Below are 26202 nucleotides of genomic sequence, written 5' to 3'. Positions count from 1 at the left end.
CGATGAAGCATGAAATCACCCGCCACCGGCACGAAACGCGCCGTCGCCACCTCACCGTGCGCGACAAGACCAGCATCACGCCGAACATGATCCGGATCGTCGTGGAAGGCGAGGACCTCGCCGATTTCGTCAGCCTCGGCGCAGACGACCACGTCAAGCTGTTCCTCCCTGCCGGAGACGGCGGCGAGCAGCGGCGCGACTACACCCCGCGCGCCTACGATCGCGAGGCACGCACCCTCACACTCGATTTCGCCGTCCACGACGCCGGCCCGGCAACCCGCTGGGCGATCGACGCGGAACCCGGCGATGCCCTCGAAATCGGCGGGCCGCGCGGTTCGGCCGTGATGTCGCCCACTTTCGACTGGTGGCTTCTCGTCGGCGACGAGACGGCGCTTCCGGCGATCGGCCGCCGGATCGAGGAACTGCCCGAAGGCGCGCACGTCATCAGCGTCGTCGCGGTGACCGGCCCCGAGGAGGAACAGCACTTCGAGACCGCCGCCCGGCTCGTGCCGATCTGGGCTCACCGTCCCGCACGAAGCGCCGATGATCCCGCCGCGCTGCTCGCCGTGCTGCGCAACATCGCGCTGCCCGAGGGCGATGGCTTCGTCTGGATCGCAGGGGAAACCACCGTGGCGCGCGCGGTGCGCGACCACCTCGTCACCGAACGCGGCCACCCGCGCGAATGGTCGAAGGCCGCCGGCTACTGGCGCAAGGGCGAAGCGGACTCGCACGGGCGGATCGAGGATTGAGCGATGCGTTCCGCCGCACCCGCGCAGACTTGCGCGGGTGCGGGCTTGCTTCTGCCCCGCAGAAGCAGCGGCCGGTGCCGCATCCACGTCAGTCGATCAAACTTTCAGTGCCCGGCCGCTTTTGAAAACAGGTTGATGACGAGCGTGCCCGCCAGGATCAGCGCGATCCCCGCCAGCGCCGGGGCGTCCAGCTGCTGGCGGTAGACCACCAGCCCGATCACCGAGATCGCGACGATCCCCACGCCCGACCAGATCGCATAGGCCACCCCCATCGGGATCGTGCGCAGCGCCACCGAAAGACAGAAGAACGCCGCGACGTAGCATGCCACCGTCACGGCGGTGGGCACCACGCGGGTGAAGCCATCCGTCGCCTTGAGCGCGGACGTGGCGATGATTTCGAAGCCGATGGCGCCGACAAGGTAGAGCCAGTTCATGCCTGCGGGCCTATGCCCCCGGCGCGTGCTGACAACCTGATTGCCCCGGCTCTGGCGGTTTCGATGCAGCCGCTGCGCAGATTTCGACAGCATGGCCGTGCTCCACCATTCAGGTCCGCCCGCACAGCCGGTTTGCGGTGTCTGGCATGGACCTTGCTGAATGGGACCGGAAGTGAACAAGCGCCGCACCGGCACCGGGAGTACCTTTCGCAGTGCACAGACCAAGCCCAGGGAAAGCCGCAATCAGACTGGCGCCGGTGCTCGGCCTGCTGGTTCTATGGGAAATCGCCGCGTTGACCGGCATCTGGCCCAGGCAAGTGCTCGTCCCGCTCGAACAGATCGGCGCCACCCTGCTGGCGATGGCATCCAGCGGCGAGCTGGAACGCCACCTTTCGGCCAGCCTCTACCGCCTCGGCTGCGGGTTCCTGACGGGTAGCGTCGTCGGCGTTTCCACCGGCGTCGCGATGGCGCTTTCGCGCAATGTGCACCGCCTGCTCTGGCCCACGTTCACCTGCATTCGGCAGGTGCCGACGATCGCCTTCATCCCGCTGCTGATCCTGTTCTTCGACGTGGAGGACAGCTTCAAGATCGTCATCGTCGCGGTGGCGAGCTTCTTCCCCTCCGCCCTCGCCACGCATGACGCGGTGCGCGACATTCCCGCCAGCCACCGCGAAGTCGCCCGGCTCTATCGCATGCCGCTGGCCCCCTTCCTCGCCCGGGTGATCCTGCCCGCGACGATGCCGCAAGTACTTACCGGACTGCGACTGGGCCTGACGCGCGGCTGGCTTTCGCTGGTCGCCGCCGAACTGCTCGCGGCCGACAGCGGGCTCGGCCAGATGATGGAGATGGGCCGCCAGCTGTTCCAGATCGACGTCGTGCTGTGCGGCGTCATCGTCGCCGGGCTGATCGGCTTCCTGCTCGACGCTTCGATGGTCCGGCTCGAACGCCACCTGAGCCGCTGGAGAACCGCGACATGAGCCTGCGCCTGCGATCCGTTTCGCTCGCCCTGCTGTTCCCGGCGCTGGTGCTCGGCTGGTGGGAGTGGGAATCGCGGCAGGGCGCGGGCCATGCTTATGCCTTCGCACCGCTGGAACAGGTCGCGCGCAGCTTGGTGGAGATGCTGCTCGATGGGCGGTTGCTGCTTCACGCCGGGGCCAGCCTCCAGCGCGCGCTGACGGCGCTGCTGATCGGCGGCTCGATCGGCATCGCCACCGGGATAGCCATGGGCCTGTGGCGGCCGTTCGACCGAACCGCCGGGCCGATCGTGACGACCATGCGGCAGGTGCCGATCCTCGGCTGGCTGCCGCTGGTGGCGCTGTGGTTCGGCAACGGCGACGGCGCCAAACTGCTGCTCGTCTCGCTCTCGGCCTTCTATCCGACCGTCCTCAACACCCAGAAGGGCATGCAGGCGGTCGAGGGCAAGCTGGCCGAAGTGGGCCGCCTCTACGGCTTCACCCGCCTGCAGTCGCTGCGCCTGATCGCCTGGCCCAGCGCGCTGCCGCTGGTCTTCACCGGCATTTCGCAGGCGCTGGCCTTCGCGTGGATCGCCACGATCGGCGTCGAGTTGCTGTTCAGCGCCACCGCTGGCCTCGGCACCGAGATGATGGCCGCGCAGGTCGCCGCGCGGACCGACGTGGTGCTCGTCTGCGTCGCCTGTGTCGGCGTGATGGGCTTTGCCCTCAACCAGCTGTTCGCCCTGCTGCGCGCCCGCCTGCTGCGCTGGCAGCCCGCCCCGGAAACTAGGACAAGCCATGACCGACCCTCGACACTTGCGCGAACCAGCCGGGACCACCGGACCATCCCGCACCGGCGCCGTGCGCATCACCGGCCTGTCCAAGCGCTACGCGATGTCAGGCAAATCGATGACCGTGCTGGACGATATCAACCTGTCGATCCGGCCCGGCGAATTCGTCAGCATCGTCGGCCCCTCCGGCTGCGGCAAGTCCACGCTGCTGCGCCTGATCGTCGGCCTCGACACCGACTACGACGGCGAAATCCGGCTGGACGACACCCGCGTCGCGGGCACCGGGCTGGAACGCGGCCTCGTGTTCCAGGACCACCGCCTGTTCCCGTGGATGACGGTGTCAAAGAACGTTGAGGTGGCGCTGCTCAAGCAGAAACTGCCGAAGGAACGGCGCGAGCGCCTGATCGCCGAGCACCTCGCGCTGGTCGGCCTGTCCGACTTCGGCGAGGCCTATCCGCACCAGCTTTCGGGCGGCATGGCCCAGCGCGCCGCGATCGCCCGCGCGCTGGTCAACGAACCCAGGGTGCTGGCGCTGGACGAGCCGCTGGGCGCGCTCGACGCACTCACCCGCGTCAAGGTCCAGGCCGAACTTCAGCGCATCTGGATGGAGGCGGGCACCACCATGATCATGGTGACGCACGACGTCGACGAGGCGCTGTTCCTCGGCGACCGGGTGGTCGTCATGTCGCCGCGCCCGGGCCGCATCGCCCGCGTGGTGGACGTCGACCTGCCCCACCCGCGCGACCGCGCCTCGCCCCTGCTGCACCGCCTCAAGGACGAGATCCTCGGCGAACTCACCCGCGAACCGCGCGAGGAGGACGGCACGCTCGTCTCGTTCCCGGCGCGAACCCGTAGCTGATGGCCATTGGGCTTCGACAAGCTCAGCCTGAGCGGAATTGGGAAGTTTACCCCACCTCCGCTCATCCTGAGCTTGTCGAAGGATCCCGCACCACCCTGACCCGGAGTTATCCATGACCAAAGGCCGCACGTTCCTGGCCCTGCTGCTACCCGCCCTCGCATTGCTGGGCGCCTGCTCCTCCGAAAGCGGCGAGCCGGCGGAAAAAGTCGTCGACATCGCCGGAATCGTCTCGCCGAAGAACGGCGCGAACGAATTCATCGGCGGCCTCGCCCAGATCCAGAAGGACGGCTGGCTCGACGCCGAACTGGCGAAGAAGGGCTGGAAGGCCCGCTGGGTGCCGGTGCCGCCTTCCGTCGGCGGGCCGGTGGTGAACGAGGGCTTCGCGGCGAGGACCATCGACATGGCGGCCTATGGCGACCTACCCTCGGTGATCGCGATGGCGGGCGGCGTGAACCTCAAGCTGGTGGTCCCCAGCCGCGCGGGTTCGAACATCTACCTCGCGGTGGGCCGGGACTCGCCCGCACGCACCTTGCGTGACCTCAAGGGCAAGCGCATCGCGCTCCATCGCGGACGGCCATGGGAGGCGGGCTTCGCGCGCTACGTCCAGTCGCAGGGCATGACGCTGGATGACTTCAAGATCATCAACGTCAATGCCGTCGCCGGACAGGCCGCGCTGACCGGCGGCAAAGTCGATGCCATCGTGCTGATTCAGGCCGAACCCTACGTGCTGGAGGAAAAGGGCCTCGCCCGCGTCCTGTGGTCCACCAAGGATGCACCGGAAAGCTGGAAGATGGTCGCCGGAACGTTCGCGCGAAAGGACTTCATCGACGCGCACCCCGACATCGTCCAGATCGTCGTCAATGCCTTCGTGCGGCAGGCACGCTGGTCGAGCGAGGAGAAGCACCGCGATACCGTGCTGTCGTGGGGAACGCTGGGCGGCACACCGCTCAAAGCGGTCATCCGGGACGCCGAAAACAACCAGCTTCCGTGGCGCCAGCGCTATTCCCCGCTGCCGGGCCGCGAAATACAGGATCACTTCGACTTCGTGGCTGACTACGCCGCGCAGACCGGGCTGACGCGCAGCAAGGTGGACGTCTCGCACCTGATCGACCGTAGCTATGTCGACAAGGCGATCCGCGACCTGAAGCTCGAAGGCTGGTGGACCGAGCCGCGCTGAGGCCCCGTTCGTCATTGCGAGCGAAGCGAAGCAATCCAAGGCAGCATTAAACCGCCCTGGATTGCTTCGCTCGCAATGACGAGGGTGACACACAACAAGGCCCGGCGAAAATCGCCGGGCTCTTTTTCGCCTACTCCGCCGCCTCCAGCCGCTGCACCGCCCGGTGCCCCAGCAACGGCAGCACTTCCTCGCCCACCCGGTAAGCCTCTTCCAGATGCGGCGTGGCGGCGAGGATGAAGGAATCCGCGCCCAGCCCGATCAGTTCGTCCAGCCGCGCCGCGACGTTCTCGTAACTGCCGACGATGCCCAGCGCCGGACCGGGGCGCAGCAGGCTGAACCCGCCCCAGACATTGGGCGAGACGATAAGGTCGCGCCAGTCCCGCGCGTCGGCCACGCCCAGCCCGGCCAGGCGCTGCACGCCCACCGAGTCCCCGCGCCGCTCGCCGAACTCGTTACGGCTGGCGGCCTTTACATTGGCGAAGCCCAGTTCGATCTCGCGCCAGGCTTCCTCTTCGGTGGGCCGGGCGACGACTTCGACGCGGATCGCGCACTTGATGGCGCGGCCGAGTTCGGCGGTGCGCGCCTTCACCTGATCGAACTTCTGCGCCAGTTGCCCGAACGGCTCCAGCCACGAGAGGTAATAATCGGCGTGGCGCGCGGCCGACTGCAACGCCGCCTCGGACGAACCGGAGAAGTAGATCGTCGGCAGATCCTCCTGCGCCAGCGCCGGCGGCAGGGCGCCGTTGTCGACCTCGTAGAAGCGGCCCTTGTGCGTATAGGGGCCGTCCTTCCACACGCCCTTCATCACGTCGAGGAACTCGGTGGTGCGGCCGTAGCGATCGTCGTGGTCGAAGGGGTCGCCCCACCAGCGCTGCGCCGGACCGCCGCCACCGGTGATGATGTTGTAGACCACCCGCCCATTGGTCGCCCGTTGCAGGCTGGCGGACATGCGCGCGGCGCGCACGGGGCTGAGGAATCCCGGCTGGAACGCGATCATGAAGCGGAAGGCCTTGGTCGCCCGCGCAAGCGCGGCTGAGATCACCCAGGGGTCGTCGGTCATCGGGAACGAGGGCAGCAGCCCGCCGACGAAACCGGAAATCTCCGCCGCGCGCGCGATCTCGGCCATGTGGTCGAGGTAGCTGGTCCCGTCGGGCCCGCCGTCCACCAGCCCCGGCGTCTGGTTGCCGGGGGCCAGCGGCGACCAGTCTCCCCGGTTGAAGCTGCGCTCGCGGATCGAGCTGCTGCATCCATGCGTGGGGATGCGCCAGTAGAAATCGATGCTCATGTCGTTGCCCTTTCCTTCAGGCGGCGATCGCCGCTGCCCGCACGCGGCCGATGACCTGCTCGCCCGCGACGTGGACTTCGTGAATCTGGTTGGTGGCCGACAGCACGGCGATATCGAGGCCCGCCCGTTCGAGGTCCGCGAGCGTCGCGGCGACCTCATCGTACGTGCCGACCAGCGTATCGGCCGAGGGCGCCGTCCGCCCGCGCTCCACCGCGACGTCGGCCGCTTCAGCGCGGGCGAGCAGCGGTATCCGCGCGGCGATGCGCAAGTTCGGGTAGGCATCACGCGCGCCCGACACGAAATCGCCAAGTGCCTCGATCGACAGGCGTGTATCGAGCAGCAGCACTTCGGCATGGGCGAGCAGGTCCGCATCGGGCGCCTGCGATGCGCGCAGCCATACCGGTGGGCGCCGCCGCCCTCGTACGAGATCGCCGAAACCACCCTTCTCGACGACGAAGTGGCGGCCCTCCTGATCGAACGGGCCGTCGCCCCAGACGCCGTCCAGCAGCGTCAACAGTTCGCCGGCGCGCGCGGGCACTTCGGCCTCGTCGATGGCGTCCCCGGCTTCCGGCCCCTGGCGCGGGTCGATCAGCCAGCCCTGCCGGTCGCCCGAGAAGCGCTGCACGCTCGCCGCCATCTTGGCGTGGTAGACACCCGAGGCAGACCCCGGCGCGACGGCAGTGACCAGTTGCACCCGCCGCGTCTCCCGCAGCAGGTTGCCGGTGACGATCCACGGCTCTTCGCCCTCGGGCTCGTCGGGGATGACGATACCGTCGAAGCCGGTCAGCTCCGCCGCGCGCGCAACCTGCGTGAGATAGTCGTAGTGATTGATCTGGAGGCGGCGGCTGCCGGCATCACGGGCCGGAACCCAGGGCCGGTCACCATCGCCCCATTCGGCGCGGCGGCGGTCGGCCGCCGCAGTGCTCGACAAGTGCCAGTAGAAACGCAGTGCCATCGGTGGCTCCCTTCGATCGAGATATTGCGGTTTCTCCGAAGCATGGACCGTGCCATGCTCGGCAAACCACGGCGCTTCCCGCGCCTCGGTTCCTGCGTGCCGCCCTGCTGCGCAATTCTGCGCAGCGCAGCGTCGCGATCTGGACACGCGAGCGGCCGGAACCGCTCAATCGCGCCATGGCCCGGCGCTGGCACGGCCTTTGCTTTCAGGCCGGCGAACGAACGGAGATGCGGTGCGGTGAGCGTGACGGGGACTGGGGAACTCAATCGGATCTGGCTGGTGCGCTCGCCGGTGCCCGCCGCATCGAGCATCGCCTGGTCGCTGGGCTGGCTCGACGCCGATTTCGGACGGGACGGCATCGCCGTGAACTGGCTGCGCGAGGACCGTCTGCGCGTGGTCGAGCATGACCATCACGACATGACGCGGGCGCTGTTTCGCGAGGGCGGCAACATCCCCGCCCTCGCGGCGCGGGCGCTGGGCGCGGAAACGCGGGTGATCGGCCTGACCTGGATCGACGAGCGACAGGCGATCATGGTGCGCCCCGGCGAACAGGTGCTCGATCCCGCGCACCTCAAGGGGCTGCGTTTCGCCCTGCCGGGCTACGTCTCGACGCGGGGCGCCTCGGTCGTGCGCGGCATGTCGCTGCACGGGATCAAGAACGCGCTGCGGCTGGCCGGGCTCGAACTGGAGGACGTGACGCTGGTGGACGTGCCGACGCCGCAAGTGGACTTCTCCGAACCGCAGATGATGCAGCGCATGTGGTCGGGCCTTCAGGCGCTGGCCGAAGGGCGGGTGGACGCGGTCTACGTCAAGGGCGCCGCCGCCGCCGAAGCCGCGATGGCGCTAGGGCTCGAAGTGGGCATCGACCTCGACGCCTATCCCAGCCGCATGACGCGGGTGAACAACGGCACCCCGCGTCCGATCGTCACCCATCGCCACATGATCGAGGCGCATTTCGACCTCGTGGTGCGCTTCCTTCACCAGACGCTGCGCGCCGCCGACTGGGCCGCCGGGCATCCGGTGGAACTGAAGCACATCCTGGAGCGCGAGACTTTCGCGGGGCCGGTCGGCGTCGAGGCCGCCTATCGCGACGGCTTCCACCGCGCGCTGCACCCCGACCTTTCCGCCGAGCGGATCGACATGCTGCGCGTGCAGGAGCGCTTCCTGCGACTGCACGGCTTCCTCGAAAATTCGGTGGACGTCGATGCCTGGGTGGACGCCCGCCCGCTCGCCGCCGCACTGGCGCTGAGGGCGCTCGACCGCGCCGCCTGAAGGTAACGCTTGCCAGTCGGTCGTATTCTCTACTATTTCTATAGACAATGAGTCGATGGCACAGTGCGCGGCGAGGAGGCACGAACCATGGCGTTAGCGAAACACCGGTCGGAAGCTCCGGCAGGGCGAGGCAGCGGCAGGACGATCCTGTCGCTCGACTCCGCGAATCCTGCGATCCCGGCGATCCGCGCGCGGGCTTTCGTGTTTTCCGATCCTCGCTCGCGGGCGATGGTGCCGCTGATCGAGCGCACCGCGCCCAGCGAGGCCACCGTGCTCGTCACCGGGGAAACCGGCACCGGCAAGGAACTGGTCGCCCGCTACGTTCATGCGCTGAGCGATCGCCGCAGCGGCCCTTTCATCGCCGTCAATTGCGGCGCCTTCTCCGAAAGCCTGATCGAGATCGGAACTGTTCGGGCATGAACGCGGCGCCTTCACCGGCGCCATGGACGCCCGCCCCGGCTGGTTCGAGGCGGCGAACGGCGGCACCCTGTTCCTCGACGAAGTAGGCGACCTGCCGCAGTCGCTGCAGGTCAAGCTGCTGCGCATCCTGCAGGAGCGCGAGGTGGTCCGGCTCGGCTCGCGCAAACCCGTCGCGCTCGACGTGCGGCTGATCGCGGCGACCAACCTGGACCTCGCCCGCGCCGTCTCCGAAGGGCGTTTCCGCGAAGACCTGTTCTATCGTCTCAACGTCGTCGCCCTGCCGATCCTGCCCTTGCGTGAACGGCGGGCGGACATCCTGCCACTGGCCCGGCACTTCCTCGAACTGTACGGGACAAAGATCGGCGCGGGGCGACTGGAACTGACCGCCGGGGCAGAGGAAGCACTGTTCTCCCATCCCTGGCCCGGTAACATCCGCGAGCTGGAAAACGCGATCCTGCGCGCGACCCTGACCTGCATCGACGGCCAGATCACCGCCGATGACCTCGCGCTCCATGCCCTCGATGCCCGGCCGCAGACGATCCGCGTCGCCCCTGAGGAACCGTCCGCAGAATTGCCTGCGGCGGCGGCCGACCAGGCCATCATGGAAGATCGCCTTACCCCGCTGGTCGCGCGCTTTCTCGAGGAGAAGCAGGGCGCCCTGCTCGACCGCACGATCGAGAGCGTCGTGCGCACCGCCTTCTCGCGGTACGAGGGCAACCAGATCCGCACCGCCGCCGCGCTGGGCGTGACCCGCAGCGTGCTGCGCACGCACCTGAAGAACTTCGGCCTCATCTGAAACCTGCGCCCAATGGCGCATTCCCGCATCGAAATTCGCGCAGCCGGTGCGTCGATCTGAACATCGGCTGCCGTCCGGCCGTATCAAACCCCTGACAGAACGGCATTTTGCGTCCTTGGCACGCCGTTTGCTCTGCCTGTCCGCGAACACATCGTTTCCGGTTCGCAGACAAGGACAATGCACGCCATGGCATCCAGGGGCCCCAAGACCTTCACTTCCCCGCGCGGCACCGGCAGCGCCGGTGCATCGGCCCTTGCCCTCTCGCTGGCCCTGTCGCTTTCCGGCGCGGCCCATGCCGAGGAAGCGGACGCGGGCGGATCCGGCAGCGACGTCATCCTCGTCACCGCGCAGAAGCGCAGCCAGAGCGTGCAGGACGTGCCCGCATCGGTGGTGGCACTGGGCGGCGATGCCCTGCGCGACCGGCTCATCACCCGCGCCAGCGACATCTCGCGCTTCGTGCCCAGCTTCAGTGCGGACACCTCGGTCGGCAACCTGACGCCGCGCTGGTATCTGCGCGGCATCGGCAATTCGGTGCCCGGAAACGGCCAGACCAGCCCGGTCGGTATCTATCAGGACGAAGTCTACGTCGGCATTCCCGTCGCGCAGGCCTTCCCGATCTTCGACCTCGAGCGCGTAGAGGTGCTGAGCGGCCCGCAAGGCACGCTATGGGGCAAGAACACCACGGCGGGCGCGGTCAACTTCATCTCGCGCAAGCCCGCCTTCGATGCCAGCGGCTATGCCCGCGCCGAATATGGCAGCTATGGCTCCACGCTGCTCGAAGGGGCATGGGGCGGCCCGCTCAGCGACAAGGTGGCGGTGCGTTTCGCCGGTCACTTCCGCGATGACGACGGCTTCGCGAAGAACCGGCACGACGGCACCCCGATGGGCAAGAACCGCGAGGCCGCGGCCCGTTTCTCCGTGCTCGTCAAGCCGACCGATACGTTCGAGGCCCTGCTGCGCGTGCAGTACCGCGACTACAAGAACGTCGGCGACATCATCTACCAGGGCCTCGGCACCACCGACCCTGCCGGTTTCCCGATCGCGCAGGGCTACAGGAACAACTCCTCGTTCGGGAACAGCGGGCAGGATCTGCGCCAGCGCGGCACCCAGCTCAACCTCGACTGGGACGTGGGCGATCTGCACCTGACCTCGATCACCGGCTACAACGAGTTCAAGCACCGCTCCGAACTCGGCACGCAGGTGCCGCACGAAGGCACACACACCTACAGCAGCCTGAACGCGAAGATCTTCAATCAGGAACTGCGCCTTGCTTCACCGGACGAGGGCCGCCTGAAGTGGATCGTCGGCGCGCACTACTATTACGAGAAGCTGGATTCCGAGGCGGTCACCGCAGTGCTTCCCAACACCGTTGGCCTCGCCCCAGCCTGGACGAACACGCAGTTCACCCAGAGCAATAACAGCTACGGCCTCTTCGCCAATGTCACGTACGAGCCGCTCGACAATCTCGAGATCATCCTGGGCGGGCGTTACACTTGGGAAGACAAGGCGATCGACCTCGACACCATCGGCACCGCGACCGGCGGCGCCGGCACGCTGACCTTCCTCGACACCGTGGCGTTCTGGTCGCGCAATTCGGTGACCGGCACCCGCATCGCCACCCGCGCGGTGCAGGACGAAAAGCGCAACTGGCGCGCGTTCACGTATGATGCCACCGCGAAGTACAACTTCACGCCGGGCCTCAACGTCTATGCCCGCTACGCCAAGGGCTTCCGCTCGGGCGGGTTCAACCCGGGCGCGACGCTGCAGACGCAGGTGGCGACGGTGAACCCCGAATACGTCAAGAGCTATGAGGTCGGCCTGAAGTCCGAATGGCTGGGCGGTCGCCTGACCGCCAATCTCGCGGCGTTCTACAACGACTACAGCAACATCCAGGTCACGGTGATCCAGTTGCCGCTCAGCCAGCTGTCGAACGCGGGCAAGGGCTGGTCGAAGGGCGCCGAAGCGGTCCTGACCGCGCGGCCGTTCGATGCGCTGCGCCTGTCTGGCACGCTCGGCCTGCTCGACACCAAGTACACCGAGTTCCCGAACTGCAAGGCGGGCGTCGATTGCTCGGGCAACCAGTTCGTCCGCGCGCCGCACGTGACCGCCAGCGTCAGCGGCGAATACACCTTCGATGTAGGCGGCGGCCATAGGATCGTCGCGGAGACCAACTGGTCCTATCGCTCGCACCTCTACTTCAACGCCGGCACGCAGGCCGCGCCGCTGGAGCAGGATCCCAAGTGGCTGGGAAATGCCTCGCTGGCCTGGCAGCTGCCGAGCGACATCAGGGTCTCCGTCTTCGCGCGCAACGTGACCAACAGCCACGCAGCCTCGACGATCATCCCTTCGGCGAACTTTGGCTACATCAAATACATCATCGAGCCCCGCGTGTGGGGCGGCGCCGTTTCGGTGACCTTCTGATCCCGCGCTCCCATAAAAGGAAACCGACATGGCCACGCAGACTGCTACGCATGCATCCACCGCGCCCGATGAAATCTGGTTCACCCGCTGCCCGGTGCCGACAGCGACCGGGCTCGCCTACAAGCTGGGCTGGCTGACCGAGGAATTCGCAAGCGAAGGCATCCCGGTGCGCACGCTTCAGGAATCGACGCCCGAGATCGCGCTGCGGCACTACGACCACCGCCTGCCCACGCTGATCCGCGAGGGCGGCAACATCCTCGCTTTCGCCGCACGCGCACAGGGCGAGCCGACCAAGCTCGTCGGCCTGACCTGGATCGAGGAAAGCCAGGTCATCCTCGTCCGCCCCGATTCCGGCATCACCCAGCCCGCGCACCTCAAGGGCAAGCGCCTTGCCCTGCCCAGCTGGACCGACCACGAGATTCCCAGCCACTTGCGCGGCACCAGCATCGGGCGAGGCATGTCGCTGCTCGGCTACAAGGGCGCGCTGCACGCGGGCGGCCTGACTTTCGACGACGTCGATCTCATCGAAGTGGACGGCACCATCCGCAACATCGGCGGCGCCGGACGCGACAGTCAGCCGGGGCGCGGCACCATTAACCGGCTCTGGGCCATCGATGCGCTGGCGAACGGCGATGTGGACGCAGTCTACGTCAAGGGCGCCTCGGCTCTCGACGGCGCGCGCGAGGCTGGCGTCGTCGTCGGCATCGACCTCGATGCACTGCCGAACAAGGCCTCGCGCGTGAACAACGGCACGCCGCGTCCGATCACGGTCCACCAGAGCCTGATCGACGATCACTTCGACCATCTCGTCCGCTTCCTCGAAGTGACCCTGCGCGCCGCCGACTGGGCCGCGCAGAATATCGCGAAAGTGCACGAGATCCTGCAGTTCGAAACGCGCGGCAGCGTGGAAGCGGTGACGCAGGCTTATGGCGCGGACTTCCACAAGACGCTGCATCCCACGCTGGATGCCGAGCGCCTTGCCCTGTTCGACCAGCAGAAGAAGGCGCTGGGCCTGTTCGGCTTCCTGGAGCGCGATTTCCCGCTGGCCGACTGGGTCGATCCGCGCCCGCTCGCGGCCGCTTACGACCGGTTGGGCCGCGGCTGACCGGCTCGTCCTTGCAATTCCCGCCACCTTTTCGAGGTGGCGGGAAACCAGCCGTTACTTGCGCCCCCGCGGCAGGCTGCTGCGCGCGTAATCCAGCGGCGGCTTGCGATTGCCAACCAGCGGTTCGTACTTGAACCCCGCGCCCTGGCTGCGCTGCAGTTCGGCTTTGGCGTCCCGCAGCTTGTCGGGCTGGAGGAACAGTTGCGCGCCGGACAGCGCCAGCGTCTTGGCTGCCACTTCCGCGCCCTCGACACCGATCGAGGTGCCGCTGGCGGCCGCCGCCTGCCAGCTGTGCGGCGCGGTGCCGGGCACCCAGGTCGCGGTGCCGAGGCTGGCGGTCGGCACGACCCAGCTGATGTCGCCGACGTCCGACGACGCCGAACCCTTGCGCCCGAAATCATAGGTACCGATCGCCGAAGGCCCGCCCTTGGCAGCACCCTTGGGCAGCGTCCTGGCGATCTCGTCGGCGAAGCGCTGCTGCTCGGGCGTGTAGCTGTAACCGCCGACCTTGCGCAGGCTGGCGTCCACCACCCGGCCAAGCGTGTCGTTCGGCAGCGTGCCGAAGCTGCCGCCGATGATCTCGTATTCGAACTTGGTGTCGGTCGCGAGCGCGGCGCCCTCGCCCGCCTTGACCACACGGTCGAACACGTCGCGCACGACTTCGGGATCGTAGTGGCGCACGTAGTAGAAGCTCTCCGCATGCGCGGGCACGATGTTGGGCTGGTCGCCGCCGTCGGTGATCGTGTAATGCACCCGCGCATCGGAAGGGATATGCTCGCGCAAGTAGTTCACCGCGACGTTCTGGATCTCCACGCCATCGAGCGCCGACCGCCCCCGTTCGGGCGCCGCTGCCGCGTGCGAGGCGATGCCGGTAAAGCGGAACTTGGCCGTCACCATCGACAAAAGTTGCCCCTGGGAAGCGCCGTTGGAACTGCTCGGGTGCCAGCTCAGCACCGCGTCCACGTCCTTGAAGAACCCGTCGCGCACGAGATAGGCCTTGGCGAAGCCGCCCTCCTCGGCCGGCGTGCCGTAAAGGCGCACGGTACCCGGCGTGCCGCTCGCCTTGAGCCACTTGGCCAGCGCGATCGCCGCCTCCACCGAGGCGGTGCCGAGCAGGTTGTGGCCGCAGGCATGGCCCGCCAGCCCGCCGCGCGATTGTTCGACCGGCTGGTCCACCTGCGAGAGACCGGGCAGCGCGTCGTATTCCGAAAGGAGCGCGAGGACCGGCCCGGAATTGCCGTAAGTCGCGGTAAAGGCGGTAGGAATGCCATCCGTCCCAGCCTCGACACGGAAGCCTGCGGCCTTGAGCTGCTGCTGAAGCAGCGCCGAACTCTGGTCCTCGTGGAAGCCGACTTCGGCCCACTCCCAGATCTTGCGGGCGTTGGCGGTCAGCTGGGGTTTACGCGCGTCGATCCCCGCGAGGATCACGGCGCTGTCCTTGTCCGACAGGGTCTCGGCCCGCGCCGAGGGGGCCAGGGCGAGTGCCAGAACGCCCAGGGCGGCGTGGATCAGGTGGTCATGCTTCATGGGGAGGCCTTTCATGTCGATCAGAACGAGCCGGTCAGGTTGATGCCGTAAGTGCGCGGCGGCAGCGTGGTGACGGTCTCGGTGGTGCCGCCCAGCGTGTTGCCGGCGGACTGGCGCGCGACGGTGTTCGTCAGGTTGTTGACGTAGAAGTAGATGCCGTAGCGATCGTTCTTCACGCCGATCCGCGCATTGGCGAGCGTGTAGTCGCCCACCTTGCGATAGCCCAACGCATTGGGCCGGAAGTCCGCGCGCGATCCGCCGACGTAGCCGAGATCGCCGCGCAACAGCGCGCTCCACCCGCCCGAACCGAGCGCCCATTCGTACTGCCCCGCAATGCCGATGGTCTGCGGCGCGATGAACGGGATCTTGTCGCCCTTGCGCGCCGTCGTGGCGAGCGGGGTCACCCCGTCCGGCACCTGATCCTGGGTCAGCTTTGCATCGGTGAAGGCGGCGTTGACGGTGAAGGTCAGGCCGCGCGCCGGGTTGAGCGTGGCTTCGGCCTCCACACCCTTGATGCGCGCCGCGCCCGCATTGCCGAGATAGACGAAGCTGCCGCTGTTGATGCTGACCTGCATGTCGGACCAGTCGGTGATGTAGCCGCCCAGATTGAGGATCAACGCATCGCCGCCGAACGAGGTCTTGATGCCGCCTTCGTAAGTCGTCAGCTTGTCCGGGCTATAGGCGAGCGCCTGCGCCAGTCCGAGCACCTGATTGACGCCGCCCGGACGGTAGCCGGTCGCCACCTGCCCGTAGACGAGCACGTTGTCGGCCGCCTTCCAACTGACATTGGCCTTGTAGAGCCAGCCGGTGTTCTTCGTCTTGTACAGCGCCCAGGGCGTGACGCGCGTGCGCAGGATGTCGAGACCGATGGTGGTGTCGCCGCCCACGGTCTTGTCGTAGCTGTAGTAGCGCAGGCCACCGGTGACCGTCAGCCCCTCAACCGGGGTGACGGCGATCTCGCCGAAGGCTGCCTTCTGCTTGAGGTAATCGACCACGTGGCGCTGCAGCAGCGGCGTCGCGCCGACGACCTGCGACCCGTCGGAGGCATTGGTGCGGCGCGCTTCCGAAAGCACCTTGGCATCGCGGTCCTCGTAGAAACCGCCGACGGTCCACTGGAACCACGACGAATTGTTCGACTGCAGACGCAGTTCGCTGGTCCAGTCCGTCACCGACTGCGGCTGGTAGTAGATCACCGGCGTAAGGCTATCGACATAGCTGTTGTAGGCCGCGAACCCCGCGGGCGTGGCGCAAGTCGCTGCGGTGAAGTGCGTCGCGCAGCCGGAGGCGGTGCGGAAGCTGTTGAACAGCGGGGTCGGATCGCGCGTCACCAGCGTGTCGCGGTCCTGATAGCTGGTCGTCGCGACAAGGTCGGCAAAGCCCAGTTCGGCGTGGGCGGACAGGCTGTAGAGCCGCTGCTTGTCCTCGTAGGGCACCTGCGAGGCGTTGACGGCATTGTATTTGCCCGCGCTCGGCGACCAGGTGCTGGCTCCGCCCTCGGTGTAGAGGAAGTGCGCCGCACCATCGATGGTGAGCCACGACGCCGGGATAAAGCGCACCAGGATGCGCCCTCCGTCGCTGCGTTCGGAATTGATGCCGGTCAGCCCCAGCCCCGGATTGTCCACCCAGCCGTCGTTCTGCCGCCGGAAGTAGACGCCGCGCACGGCCAGCACGTCCTTCACGATCGGCACGTTCACGGCGGCGTTGATCTGGTAGCCCTCGCCGCCGCCCTCGGTGGTGGTGGCTCCGACGTCGATCCGGCCACCGAACTCAAAATCGGGCTTGCGGGTGACGAGGCGGATCGTGCCGCCGACCGCGCCCGCACCGTAGAGGGTGCCCTGCGGCCCGCGCAGCACCTCGACGCGCTCGAGGTCGAACAGCTTGAAGTCGGACTGGCTGCCGCCCGGATCGCTGGTGGTTCCCGGCGGCCCGGCTACCGGCGTCTCGTCATAATAGATGCCGACTTGCGCATCCCCGGCACTGCGGATGCCGCGAAGGGTAATGCGCCGCTGGCCCGGCCCGGCATCGGTGATCGTCAGGCTGGGCACCGCGCGCGCGAGGTCGTTGGCGGAATCGAGGCTCGCCGCACGCAGCGTATCGTCCGAGATCGAGGTGATGCTGGCCGGTGCATCCTGCAACCGGACTTCGCGCTTGAGCGAAGTGACGACGATCTCGGACCCGGAAGCCGTATCGGCAGCGGCATCGTCCGCCGCAAGAGCAGGCGCCGCGAAACCGGGAACGAGAAAGCTGCCCAGCGTGACAGCGGCTACGGCACTCAGAAACTTGGTCATTGATCCCCCTGCAGGTTGCTCGGGGAAATCCATTAACAAGAACCGTGCCAGTACGATTTCTTCTTGGATTTCCGTGATTTGCGGAGAAATTTTGCTTATACTCAACCATGGAACCTGCGCAAAAATCGATAGGCTGCTGCCATTGCAGCATCGGGGAAAGCACCCCCTTCATGTTGTGCCGAGGACACCGTATTCACCGCGAAGACGATCTTCACTGCCGAGCATGTTTTCTTGGACGCCGCCGCCGCGGCACACCTTGACCCCGTTTATCTACAATTTTAGTTGAGATTATCCGCGAGAGGCATCCTGCTCGCGAAAGCGTTCTTCATCCGGAGAGCGTGGCAGTTACCGGGCAAGTATCCTCATGACCACAGAGCCGACCTCTTCCACGAACCTCGCTGCAGTCGGCAATGCCGCCGACTTCTGGGATGTGGCCGGCGTGGTGCAGGAACTCGCGCAGATCCGGCACAACTGGCGGCAGACGAATACGCACCATGCCGAATACGGCGTGGAGAGCTTCCCTCCCGGGTCCGCATGGCCAAAGTGATGGACGAATTGTGCGGCGCGCTGTTCCCCTTGCGCCTTGGCCCGGACTTCGTGCGCCTGCACAACGAGGACGTCTTCGTCACGCAGACGCTCCAGATCGCGCTGAGCCGCCTTCACGCGCAGCTGCGGCTGGAACTGACCTATACTCTCGAACCGAGTGACGGACAGGCCATCGACGACGGCGCCACCCGCATCGTCCTTGCGCTCTCGCACCAGTTGCCGGAAATCCGCCGGCTGCTGGATATCGACATCGAAGCTGCATTCAGCGGCGACCCGTCCGCGCGCAGCCTGGATGAAGTGCTGATCTGCTATCCCGGGCTGCTGGCCATTATCCATCACCGGCTGGCCCATACGCTGCATCTGGAAGGCGCCCCGCTGATCGCGCGTATCATCTCGGAAATCTCGCATAGCCGCACCGGGATCGACATCCACCCCGGTGCACAGGTCGGCCGAGGCTTCTTCATAGACCACGGCACCGGCGTCGTGATCGGCGAAACCGCGATCATCGGCGACAACGTGCGGCTCTACCAAGGCGTCACGCTCGGAGCGAAGAACTTTCCGGTGGGGGATACGGGAATGCTCATCAAGGCCATCCCGCGCCATCCGATCATCGAGAACGACGTGGTGATCTATGCAGGAGCCACGATCCTGGGCCGGGTCACGGTCGGCACGGGATCGGAAATCGGCGGCAACGTCTGGCTGACCCACGACGTGCCACCGTTCAGCCGCGTGTTCCAGGCACGCGAACAGAACCTGGTCATCAGCCCCCAGAACAATTGAACGGGAGGAAGCGCAATCGGCATTCTATGTTTGAATGCCAACATGGTCGTGGCTCGGCTCAATCACCATCCAGCCAGAGATTATTCATCAGCGAACGCCACGTTTCAGGACGGCGATTGGAGCTTTCGAGTGGCTGAAATGGGCGCGTAGCGGTTGCCGAAAGGTTCTGTCTCCCCGCTGTCACCGGGAGACAGCCAGCTTCAGGTTTCCGTGCCTTTGCCAATCTCGTCGCCAATTAACGATTGATGCCGGTTGTGGCATCGGATCGCAATCATTGACCTAAACCACTGTTTCCGCGCATCTCCAGCAGGAACACTGTGCTGACGGGGGACGTGGACTTGGATCGGTGGCAAGCCATGAGGATTTTCGTCCGGGTGGCAGAGACCGCAAGCTTCGCCGAGACGGCAAGGCAAATGCACATCAGTCCACCGGCCGTCACGCGCGCGATATCCTGTCTGGAAGACGAGATCGGCGTGCGGCTCCTTGCTCGCACCACCCGGTCGGTGAAGATGACCGAGGCCGGGCAGCGCTATTTCGACGACTGCAGGCGCATCCTGGCCGATATCGCGGAGGCCGAGGCTTCGGCGGCGGGATCGCACGGCAACCCCGCAGGCACGCTCGTCGTCACCGCGCCGGTCATGTTCGGGCAGATGCACGTGCTTCCCATCCTGCTGGAATATCTCGATCTCTACCCGCGCGTGACCGGTCGAAGCCTGTTCCTCGACCGCAGCGTGAACATCATCGAGGAAGGGATCGATGTCGCGATCAGGATCGGCAACCTGCCGCCGTCGGGCCTGACCGCCACGCGCGTGGGCTGGGTGCGCCGGATGATCTGCGGCGCGCCTTCCTATTTTGCCGAGCATGGCGTTCCCCGGTCCCCTGCCGATCTTGCGGAGCACCGCGTCATCATGCCGACCGGCGCCTGGGTTTCGCCCGAGTGGCATTTCGGCCCGGATTCGCGCAGCAGCGTCACCGTTCACCCGCGCCTGCTGTGCAACACCAACCAGGCCGCCATAGCCGCAGCCGAACAGGGCTGGGGCATCACCCGCGTGCTGTCCTACCAGATCGATCCGGCACTGGCGCAGGGCCGCCTCCAGTCCGTGCTCGACGATCATGCGGAAAGCCCGATGCCGATACACGTGGTCCATGGCGAGGGCCGACGGGCGACCGCCAAAGTACGCGCGTTCGTCGATCTCGCCGTTGAAACGCTGCGAAACAATCCCCTTCTTCAATAGCGACCATCGCGCGATAATTCCAATTATCGGAACAATGACTTTCAAAATTGCCGAATTATCGCTTCGATCGGTAAGAATTATATCTCCCTCCAGAAGCTGACGCAGATCGCTCAGCGGTTTCGACGAGGGTGGAAAAAATGACCAAGCAACTGATCCTGTCCCTGATGCTCGCGGGCGCGGCCATCGCGGCTCCTAGCGGTGCGATGGCGGCTCCTACGCAGCAGATCACCGCGTCCAGCACGGCGCCGGCGACCGTTCACTACCGCACCGCGACCATCGAGGGCGTGAAGATGGCCTACCGCGAAGCCGGCCCGGCCGATGGCCCGGTGGTGCTGTTGCTGCACGGCTTTCCCACATCCTCGCACATGTTCCGCAACCTGATCCCGCTGCTGGCAGATCGCTATCACGTGATCGCGCCGGACTATCCCGGCTTCGGCGAGAGCGATGCGCCCGATCACAAGCAGTTCGCTTACAGCTTCGCGCACTATGCCGACATGGTCGATGCGCTGATGGGCCAGATCGGTGCCCAGCGCTATGCGATGTACGTCATGGATTACGGCGCGCCCGTGGGCTACCGGCTGGCGCTCAAGCACCCCGAGCGGGTGAGCGGGCTGATCGTCCAGAACGGCAACGCCTATGACGAAGGGCTCGGCGCGTTCTGGGACCCGATCAAGACCTACTGGAAGAGCGGATCGGCCAAGGACCGGGCAGCGCAGGCTTGGCTGGTGACGCCAAAGGCGACCAAGTTCCAGTACACCGACGGCGTCCGTGACGTATCGCGGATCAGCCCGGACAACTGGGTCCACGACCAGGCGCTGCTCGACCGGCCGGGCAACAGCGAGATCCAGCTCGACCTGTTCTACGACTATCGCACCAATGTGCCGCTCTACCCGCAGTTCCAGCAGTTCTTCCGCGAGCGCAAGCCGCCGACGATCATCCTGTGGGGCAAGAACGACACGATCTTCCCCGAGCCCGGCGCGCACCCGTACCTGCGGGATCTGCCCGAGGCCGAACTCCACATCCTCGATACCGGGCATTTCGCGCTCGAGGACAAGCTGGACGAGATGGCGCCGCTGATCCGGGATTTCCTCGATCGCAAGGTCGCGCCGCGCTGAACGAGGGCGGGGGCAGTCGCGAACTGCCCCCGCCTCAAATCGGAAGATACGCTATGTCTTACGGATTTCTCGATATCGCCATGACCCCCAGCGTCCGCGCGGCGCAGGCGGAGATGGGCGCGGACAGGCAGTGGGCCCATTTCGAGGGGGACCGCGCATTCGACCGGTTCACCGCGAACGAGGCCGCCTTCATCGCCGCGCGCGACAGCTTCTACATGGGGTCCGTCTCGGAAGACGGCTGGCCTTATGTCCAGCACCGCGGCGGCCCCGCCGGGTTCCTCAAGATGGTCGACGAGCGCACGCTGGCCTTCGCCGACTATCGCGGCAACCGCCAGTACATCAGCACCGGCAATCTGGCCGCGAACGACCGGGCCTCGCTGTTCCTGATGGACTATCCGCGTCGCATGCGGCTCAAGATCTATGCCCATGTCGACAAGCTGCCGCTTGACGAGGACCCGGCACTGACCGAACGCGTCATGGACAAGGGCTACAAGGCGCGGCCCGAGCGCATCTTCCGGTTCCGGTTGAAGGCGTTCGACTGGAACTGCCCCCAGCACATCACCCCCGCTTCACCGAGCGGGAGATCGAACAGGCGGTGCGTCCGCTGCACGAACGAATGGCCGAACTGGAAGCGGAGAACGCAGCCCTGCGCCTCCGACTCGAAAAACGAGGAGAAGCATGATGGAAAGTCCGCGCCCGCCTTTGCCGCCCTTCACGCTGGAGACGGCGGCCGAGAAGGTCCGCCTTGCCGAGGATGGCTGGAACAGCCGCGATCCCGAGAAGGTCGCGCTGGCTTATACGCCGGACAGCCAGTGGCGCAATCGCGGCGAATTCCTGAACGGCCGCCCCGCCATCATCGCGTTCCTGACGCGCAAGTGGCAGCGGGAACTGGATTACCGGCTGATCAAGGAACTGTGGGCCTTTCGGGACAACCGCATCGCCGTGCGCTTCGCATACGAATGGCATGACGACAGCGGCAACTGGTTCCGCTCCTATGGCAACGAGAACTGGGAGTTCGACGAGAACGGACTGATGCAAAGGCGCCTCGCCTCGATCAACGACACGCCGATCGCGGTGGAAGACCGGCGCTTTCACTGGCCGCTCGGCCGGCGTCCCGACGAGCATACGGGCCTGGGCGACCTCGGATTCTAGGCGGCGTGGACGAATTGGTCGACGTAGGGCGTACCGGTTGATCCAAAGCTGCCCTTTGAAGGCAGGTTGGCGCCGAGGTGATCTGAGCGAAGCGGAATGACGTATTCTGATCAACCGCCGCGTAAAGATTGAACATGACCGTACGCTCTACAGGCAACGCAACTGCATCGAGCGCATGGTTAGCCGTTTAAAAATCAACCGGGCCAGCGCCGCCCGCTATGATCAGCTTGCAAGCAACTTCATGAGCATGATCCATATCGCCACCGTCAGATACCGGCTCAAATTCGTCCACGGCGCTTAGCAACCACCAGCTCCCTGCCACCGTTACACCTTGGCCAAAACGTCGGCAGAACGGAAAAGAGGCCATCATGTTGAGATCGTTCCCTTCACAGCCGGATGGAACAAAAACGCTATGGCTCGATCTATGTTCGCCCGATGACGCCGAAAAGGCAACGATCGAGAAGCGCTATGGCGTGCACATTCCCGATATCGACGCCCTGCGCGAGATTGAGACGTCAAGCCGGCTGCGCATGGATGGAAACGTGCTTTATATGAGCGCTCCCTTGATTACCGGTGCCGGCACTGATCGTTGGCGATTTTCGCCGACCGGCTTCATTCTTACGCCGGACGTGCTCCTTACGGTGCGATATACCGAAATCGCGTCCTTCGAGGCTGTCGCTGGCACCTTTACCAACCCGGCGCAAATGACACCCGTTTCCGTGCTTGCAACTTTACTTGAAGACGTCGTGGACCGCGCGGCGGATCACCTCGAGCATGCCTCGGAAATCGTTGCCGGAGCTTCCCAATCACTGTTCTTCGAAGAGACATCCCGGCCGGGACTTAATACGGAAACCCGCAAGATCCGCGAGATCATGCGGAATATGGGCCAGGCAAGCGACCGGGCGTCGCGCGTGCGCTACACGTTCCTGAGTATCGGGCGGCTGGTGAACTTCATCCTCGATCGGTGCACGCCCAAGCTGGATCAGGAGATGCAGGACAGACTGGAAGCCGTCCGCCACGACATCACGTCACTCGACGAATTCGAGACGAGCCTCGAAGGACGCATTCAACTTCTCCAGGACGCGGCAAGCGCGTTCCTCAACATCGAACAGAACGACGTGGTGAAAGTGCTCACCGTAGCGTCGGTGGTCGGCATCCCGCCTGTACTTGTGGTCGGCGTGTACGGAATGAACTTCCACGTCATGCCCGAACTGAATTGGCCTTTTGGCTACCCGCTGGCCCTTGGCCTATGCGTCTTGTCCGGGGTCCTACCCTACGTCTGGTTCAAGAAGCGAGGCTGGATCTAGGTCTCTTCGGGCACATCGCGCATCGCTGCCAGGATTGGCAGAACGCAAAGCGCCACCACAGCGATCATGATGCCGGGAGCCGTTTCCGCGCCGGTCCTCGCAATCAAGACCTGTGCCAGCCACGGGGTGAGGCCGCCAAACAGCGCTGTGGCGCTGGTGGCGCCCAACGCCAGGCCGCTGAGACGCCCCTCGGCAGGCACCTGCTCAGCAGTGGCGACGGCCCCCACTGCACTTACGCCGCCTGCCAGCACAGCCAACAGCACCGCAGCCATCATCGCCTCGCTTCGCGACGCTCCGGCGAGAAGACCGAAGAGGAAATAAGGCACCGTCGCGCCCAGTATTGCGAGCGACACCAGTACCGCGCGGCGTCCAAAGCGATCAGAGACAAGGCCAACGAAAGGAGTCACCACGATGACCGCTAGCGCGGCGATCGTCGCCAGTTGCAGCGACTGGGCTTCGCTGAGCCGTCCGGACGAAGTCAGGAATACCGGCACATAGGTTATGCCGACATAATATGTGATCGAACCCAGCGCCGAGATTGCGAAACCACGCAACACACCCGCCCGATGGTGCGTCAACGCGTGAACGAGGGGTCGGCGCGGCAAGGTTCCGGCATCGCGGTTCGCAGCGAATTCAGGCGATTCCGCCATGGCCGAGCGGGCCAGAAGGATCAGTCCGGCCAGCGCCGCGCCGACAAAGAACGGAATGCGCCAGCCCCAGCCGTCCAGCTGCGCTGCTGGTAGCAGGCTGACCGTCAGCGCCGCGACACCGGCTGCCAGCAGCCCGCCAACCTCGCTCGTCGCGGCAGCGAGCGAAGTGACCAGACCACGCCGATGCCTTGGCGCGCCCTCGAGAAGATAAGCGACGACCCCGGTATATTCGCCGCCGACAGCGAACCCCATGACGCAGCGGAGACCCAGCAGCGCCGCGCCAGCCAGCGGCCCGGCCTGCGCGGCAGTGGGCAGCATGGCGGTCAGCAGCATTGCGCCGGTCATCAGGCCCATGGAGGCGAGCAATGTCGCGCGGCGCCCATGGCGATCCCCGAAATGGCCGAATACCAGCGCACCAGCCGGCCGCATGAGATAGGCCACGGCAAAGCCCAGAAGCGCAGTAAGAATCGCCGCGTCTGGTGTCTCGCCCGGAAAGAACACGCGCGAAAGCACTGTTGCCATGTAGAGGAACAAGGTGAAATCATACCATTCGACTACGGTGGACAGCGCCGCGAGGGCGAGCGAACGACGATCCAGCGGATGCGTTCTCACGATTACTACGACGCCACCGCGCGCAGGGACTTTTCGATCTCGCCCCCGCAATAGGCATCCCCGTATCTGGTGCGGGACACTTGCGCCAATAGTGCCAGACCAGGTGTCGCCTGCATTCGCCTGACAAGCGCGTCGACTTGCGGCGCAGTCTCGGCCAAAACCGTAGCAATCACGGCAAAGCGTTCGCTTATCGTAGACCAGAGAGTGGCGGTCACGATATCTGCCAAGCCCGGATCCCGGGTGCCGAACAAGGTGCCCCCATCAGACACGAGGCCACCGGCGCGACCAGTCGCCTCCCATATTTCCATCCACCGTCTCAGACGTGGCATGAACCCGCGCCATTTTTCACCGGTCCACATTTCCCGGCCGCCGTCGAGGGTGATTTCATCGAGAACGTCGTTGGCATCGTTGACGACCTTCATAGTCTGCGCCCGCGCTTCTAGCGACTGCGGCAGAAGGTCGAGTTTTTCACCCAGATACCATGCTATCGCAGGCATCTGCGCGATGGAAAAGCCGTTGGCATTATCGACGAGTACCGGCGGCCCCATGAAGGGAATAGGCTGACCCGATGGATGTCGCCCCATGATCTCCCCGATCTCGTCACTGCCATGCTCTGCCCAATTCGCGCCCGCATAGGCAAGGATACCGCGAAGGAACTGCCCCCGGAACGGAACCGGCCAGTAATACAAATCGAAATCGGCCATCGCGCATTCCTGACAGGGATAATATCAGCATCAATGCACGCTGCAGCGCTTCGTTTCGCACTATCTTGCAATTCGGCCCGGTCGGACGCGAACCTGGCCAGCGCACCGAGATGAACTCCTGACCCGTTCGCGGGTTGTGGACAGTCAAAGGAGCCGCGCGATGACCTTTCCCGATGCCCATGCTGCCGACGCAAAGCTGGATACCGCGCGCGGGGAGAGACCATCGATGACGAGACCGAAGAGCAGCCGGACAAAGCGCTCGACACCGCCGAAGTGCAGGAGGTGGAGGAGCGGCGGGCAGGTTCTTCCAAGATCGTGCACGAGGTCGTGCGCCTGCAGGGCGAGGAGGAACTGCGGCGCCCCGCCCTTGCCCTGATCCTGTCCGGCATCGCGGCCGGGCTGGCGATCGCGCTATCGCTGCTGTGCGAGCTGTTCCTGCGCAGTCACCTCCCCGACACAGACTGGGCACCCCTCGTCTATTTCCTGGGCTATCCCATCGGTTACCTGATCGTCGTCATGGGCCGCCTTCAGCTCTTCACCGAAAGTACGGTAACTGCAGTGCTGCCCGTCGCGACTTCTCCTTCCCTCCACAGCTTCAGGCGGCTGGCCCGCCTATGGGCATGCGTCCTTGTAGGAAACCTTGTCGGCGTCACGCTCGTCAGTGCGCTGATGGCGGGCGAGATCATCATTACGCACGAGCAACGGATGGTCGCGCTCGACATTCTGGGCAAACTAGAACTCCAGCACTGGACGCGCACGCTGACGCTCGGGATTCCAGCCGGATTCATCATGGCAGCCATCGCCTGGGTCCTCCCGAATGCACGCGGCAGCGAATTCTGGGTGATCTTCGCCCTTACCTACGTCATTGCACTGGGCGGCTTCGCGCATGTCGTCACCGGATCGTCGCAGGCGAGCTTTCTATGGCTGAGCGGCTCCATCGGTTTCGGCGAAGCCTGGATCGAATTCACGCTTCCAGCGCTGGCTGGCAACATCATAGGCGGCACCGGCCTGTTCGCGGTACTCGCGCATGGCCAGATGCGCAGCGACCTTGGCGCTGACGAACCGTAAG

The 26202-nt window shown here is 65.7% G+C and carries 19 protein-coding genes and 5 pseudogenes; 17 read left to right on the top strand and 7 right to left on the bottom strand.

The genetic code is table 11. The features are described 5' to 3' along the window. Positions 1-2: 2 nt before the first annotated feature. The gene (locus KZO24_RS18510; RefSeq protein ID WP_271183090.1) at positions 3-749 is read left to right on the top strand and encodes a siderophore-interacting protein; all 747 of its coding nucleotides are present in this window, start codon (positions 3-5) and stop codon (positions 747-749) included. Positions 750-853: 104 nt separating this feature from the next. On the opposite strand, the gene KZO24_RS18505 is transcribed toward KZO24_RS18510, so the two are convergent. Then, positions 854-1183 (bottom strand): DMT family transporter, encoded by a 330-nt coding sequence (locus KZO24_RS18505; protein WP_271183091.1) that lies wholly within the window; start codon positions 1181-1183, stop codon positions 854-856. A gap of 212 nt (positions 1184-1395) precedes the next feature. Here KZO24_RS18505 and KZO24_RS18500 point away from each other — a divergent pair, with 212 nt between their 5' ends. From KZO24_RS18500 to KZO24_RS18485, 4 genes and pseudogenes are all read left to right on the top strand, one after another. Beyond that, positions 1396-2160 (top strand): ABC transporter permease, encoded by a 765-nt coding sequence (locus KZO24_RS18500; protein WP_486487525.1) that lies wholly within the window; start codon positions 1396-1398, stop codon positions 2158-2160. Then, positions 2157-2885 (top strand): annotated as a pseudogene (locus tag KZO24_RS18495) (ABC transporter permease); the annotation flags it as partial. The gene KZO24_RS18500 and the pseudogene KZO24_RS18495, both read left to right, overlap by 4 nt. 49 nt (positions 2886-2934) lie before the next feature. Next, complete coding sequence (locus KZO24_RS18490) at positions 2935-3786, top strand: ABC transporter ATP-binding protein (protein WP_271183095.1); 852 nt, start codon at positions 2935-2937, stop codon at positions 3784-3786. A gap of 112 nt (positions 3787-3898) precedes the next feature. Next, positions 3899-4963 carry an ABC transporter substrate-binding protein gene (locus tag KZO24_RS18485; RefSeq protein ID WP_271183096.1) on the top strand — a complete coding sequence of 355 codons (1065 nt, stop codon included), beginning with the start codon at positions 3899-3901 and terminating at the stop codon, positions 4961-4963. 130 nt (positions 4964-5093) lie between these two features. Here the strand turns inward: KZO24_RS18485 and KZO24_RS18480 are convergent, their stop codons facing one another. After that, positions 5094-6248 carry an LLM class flavin-dependent oxidoreductase gene (locus KZO24_RS18480; protein WP_271183097.1) on the bottom strand — a complete coding sequence of 385 codons (1155 nt, stop codon included), beginning with the start codon at positions 6246-6248 and terminating at the stop codon, positions 5094-5096. Between the two features lie 16 nt (positions 6249-6264). Continuing rightward, entirely contained in the window at positions 6265-7203 is a 939-nt protein-coding gene (locus KZO24_RS18475; RefSeq protein ID WP_271183098.1) for an LLM class flavin-dependent oxidoreductase, read from the bottom strand. 237 nt (positions 7204-7440) lie between these two features. On the opposite strand from KZO24_RS18475, the gene KZO24_RS18470 reads away from it, so the two are divergent. The 4 genes and pseudogenes from KZO24_RS18470 (at position 7441) to KZO24_RS18455 (ending at position 13217) form a co-directional block, all read left to right on the top strand. Then, the gene (locus KZO24_RS18470; RefSeq protein WP_370424457.1) at positions 7441-8475 is read left to right on the top strand and encodes an ABC transporter substrate-binding protein; all 1035 of its coding nucleotides are present in this window, start codon (positions 7441-7443) and stop codon (positions 8473-8475) included. 87 nt (positions 8476-8562) lie between these two features. Further along, positions 8563-9691 (top strand): annotated as a pseudogene (locus KZO24_RS18465) (sigma-54 interaction domain-containing protein). 186 nt (positions 9692-9877) lie between these two features. Next, entirely contained in the window at positions 9878-12112 is a 2235-nt protein-coding gene (locus KZO24_RS18460; protein ID WP_271183101.1) for a TonB-dependent receptor, read from the top strand. Between the two features lie 28 nt (positions 12113-12140). Beyond that, positions 12141-13217, top strand: coding sequence for an ABC transporter substrate-binding protein (locus KZO24_RS18455; protein WP_271183102.1), 1077 nt, complete (start codon positions 12141-12143; stop codon positions 13215-13217). A 54-nt stretch (positions 13218-13271) separates the two neighbouring features. Here the strand turns inward: KZO24_RS18455 and KZO24_RS18450 are convergent, their stop codons facing one another. Both KZO24_RS18450 and KZO24_RS18445 read right to left on the bottom strand, forming a co-directional pair. Then, a complete protein-coding gene (locus KZO24_RS18450) occupies positions 13272-14744 on the bottom strand; it encodes an amidohydrolase (protein ID WP_271183103.1) in 1473 nt (490 codons plus the stop codon). Between the two features lie 20 nt (positions 14745-14764). Next, the gene (locus tag KZO24_RS18445; RefSeq protein ID WP_271183104.1) at positions 14765-17032 is read right to left on the bottom strand and encodes a TonB-dependent receptor; all 2268 of its coding nucleotides are present in this window, start codon (positions 17030-17032) and stop codon (positions 14765-14767) included. A 364-nt stretch (positions 17033-17396) separates the two neighbouring features. On the opposite strand from KZO24_RS18445, the pseudogene epsC reads away from it, so the two are divergent. The 7 genes and pseudogenes from epsC (at position 17397) to KZO24_RS18410 (ending at position 23167) form a co-directional block, all read left to right on the top strand. Beyond that, positions 17397-18358: pseudogene (gene epsC / locus KZO24_RS18440) on the top strand (serine O-acetyltransferase EpsC). Between the two features lie 338 nt (positions 18359-18696). Next, on the top strand, positions 18697-19593 hold the full coding sequence (locus tag KZO24_RS18435; RefSeq protein WP_271183106.1) for a LysR family transcriptional regulator: 897 nt from the start codon (positions 18697-18699) through the stop codon (positions 19591-19593). Positions 19594-19730: 137 nt separating this feature from the next. Next, entirely contained in the window at positions 19731-20708 is a 978-nt protein-coding gene (locus KZO24_RS18430; RefSeq protein WP_271183107.1) for an alpha/beta fold hydrolase, read from the top strand. A 53-nt stretch (positions 20709-20761) separates the two neighbouring features. Then, positions 20762-21390 (top strand): annotated as a pseudogene (locus KZO24_RS18425) (pyridoxamine 5'-phosphate oxidase family protein). Beyond that, positions 21390-21860: a nuclear transport factor 2 family protein gene (locus KZO24_RS18420; protein ID WP_271183108.1), complete on the top strand. Its 471-nt coding sequence runs from the start codon at positions 21390-21392 to the stop codon at positions 21858-21860. Before KZO24_RS18425 ends, KZO24_RS18420 begins: the two are co-directional and overlap by 1 nt. 112 nt (positions 21861-21972) lie before the next feature. Further along, positions 21973-22161 (top strand): annotated as a pseudogene (locus KZO24_RS18415) (IS5/IS1182 family transposase); the annotation flags it as partial. A gap of 67 nt (positions 22162-22228) precedes the next feature. Beyond that, positions 22229-23167 carry a magnesium transporter CorA family protein gene (locus KZO24_RS18410; RefSeq protein WP_271183109.1) on the top strand — a complete coding sequence of 313 codons (939 nt, stop codon included), beginning with the start codon at positions 22229-22231 and terminating at the stop codon, positions 23165-23167. Here KZO24_RS18410 and KZO24_RS18405 read toward each other — a convergent pair. Further along, on the bottom strand, positions 23164-24429 hold the full coding sequence (locus tag KZO24_RS18405) for an MFS transporter (protein ID WP_430099244.1): 1266 nt from the start codon (positions 24427-24429) through the stop codon (positions 23164-23166). The two genes, KZO24_RS18410 and KZO24_RS18405, sit on opposite strands and share 4 nt — an antisense overlap. A gap of 5 nt (positions 24430-24434) precedes the next feature. Next, the gene (locus tag KZO24_RS18400) at positions 24435-25133 is read right to left on the bottom strand and encodes a glutathione S-transferase (protein WP_271183110.1); all 699 of its coding nucleotides are present in this window, start codon (positions 25131-25133) and stop codon (positions 24435-24437) included. Positions 25134-25406: 273 nt separating this feature from the next. Here KZO24_RS18400 and KZO24_RS18395 point away from each other — a divergent pair, with 273 nt between their 5' ends. After that, entirely contained in the window at positions 25407-26201 is a 795-nt protein-coding gene (locus KZO24_RS18395) for a formate/nitrite transporter family protein (RefSeq protein WP_486487524.1), read from the top strand. Position 26202: the final 1 nt, after the last annotated feature.

The organism is Novosphingobium sp. NFX11 (assembly GCF_057376415.1).
Note: the sequence above shows the minus strand (reverse complement) of the source record. Positions and strands in the feature narration are given on the sequence as shown.

Coding starts and splice junctions, on each gene's coding strand:
- KZO24_RS18510 (WP_271183090.1), top strand. CDS start 3: ATGAAGCATGAAATCACCCGCCACCGGCACGAAACGCGCCGTCGCCAC.
- KZO24_RS18505 (WP_271183091.1), bottom strand. CDS start 1,183: ATGAACTGGCTCTACCTTGTCGGCGCCATCGGCTTCGAAATCATCGCC.
- KZO24_RS18490 (WP_271183095.1), top strand. CDS start 2,935: ATGACCGACCCTCGACACTTGCGCGAACCAGCCGGGACCACCGGACCA.
- KZO24_RS18485 (WP_271183096.1), top strand. CDS start 3,899: ATGACCAAAGGCCGCACGTTCCTGGCCCTGCTGCTACCCGCCCTCGCA.
- KZO24_RS18480 (WP_271183097.1), bottom strand. CDS start 6,248: ATGAGCATCGATTTCTACTGGCGCATCCCCACGCATGGATGCAGCAGC.
- KZO24_RS18475 (WP_271183098.1), bottom strand. CDS start 7,203: ATGGCACTGCGTTTCTACTGGCACTTGTCGAGCACTGCGGCGGCCGAC.
- KZO24_RS18460 (WP_271183101.1), top strand. CDS start 9,878: ATGGCATCCAGGGGCCCCAAGACCTTCACTTCCCCGCGCGGCACCGGC.
- KZO24_RS18455 (WP_271183102.1), top strand. CDS start 12,141: ATGGCCACGCAGACTGCTACGCATGCATCCACCGCGCCCGATGAAATC.
- KZO24_RS18450 (WP_271183103.1), bottom strand. CDS start 14,744: ATGAAGCATGACCACCTGATCCACGCCGCCCTGGGCGTTCTGGCACTC.
- KZO24_RS18445 (WP_271183104.1), bottom strand. CDS start 17,032: ATGACCAAGTTTCTGAGTGCCGTAGCCGCTGTCACGCTGGGCAGCTTT.
- KZO24_RS18430 (WP_271183107.1), top strand. CDS start 19,731: ATGACCAAGCAACTGATCCTGTCCCTGATGCTCGCGGGCGCGGCCATC.
- KZO24_RS18420 (WP_271183108.1), top strand. CDS start 21,390: ATGGAAAGTCCGCGCCCGCCTTTGCCGCCCTTCACGCTGGAGACGGCG.
- KZO24_RS18410 (WP_271183109.1), top strand. CDS start 22,229: ATGTTGAGATCGTTCCCTTCACAGCCGGATGGAACAAAAACGCTATGG.
- KZO24_RS18400 (WP_271183110.1), bottom strand. CDS start 25,133: ATGGCCGATTTCGATTTGTATTACTGGCCGGTTCCGTTCCGGGGGCAG.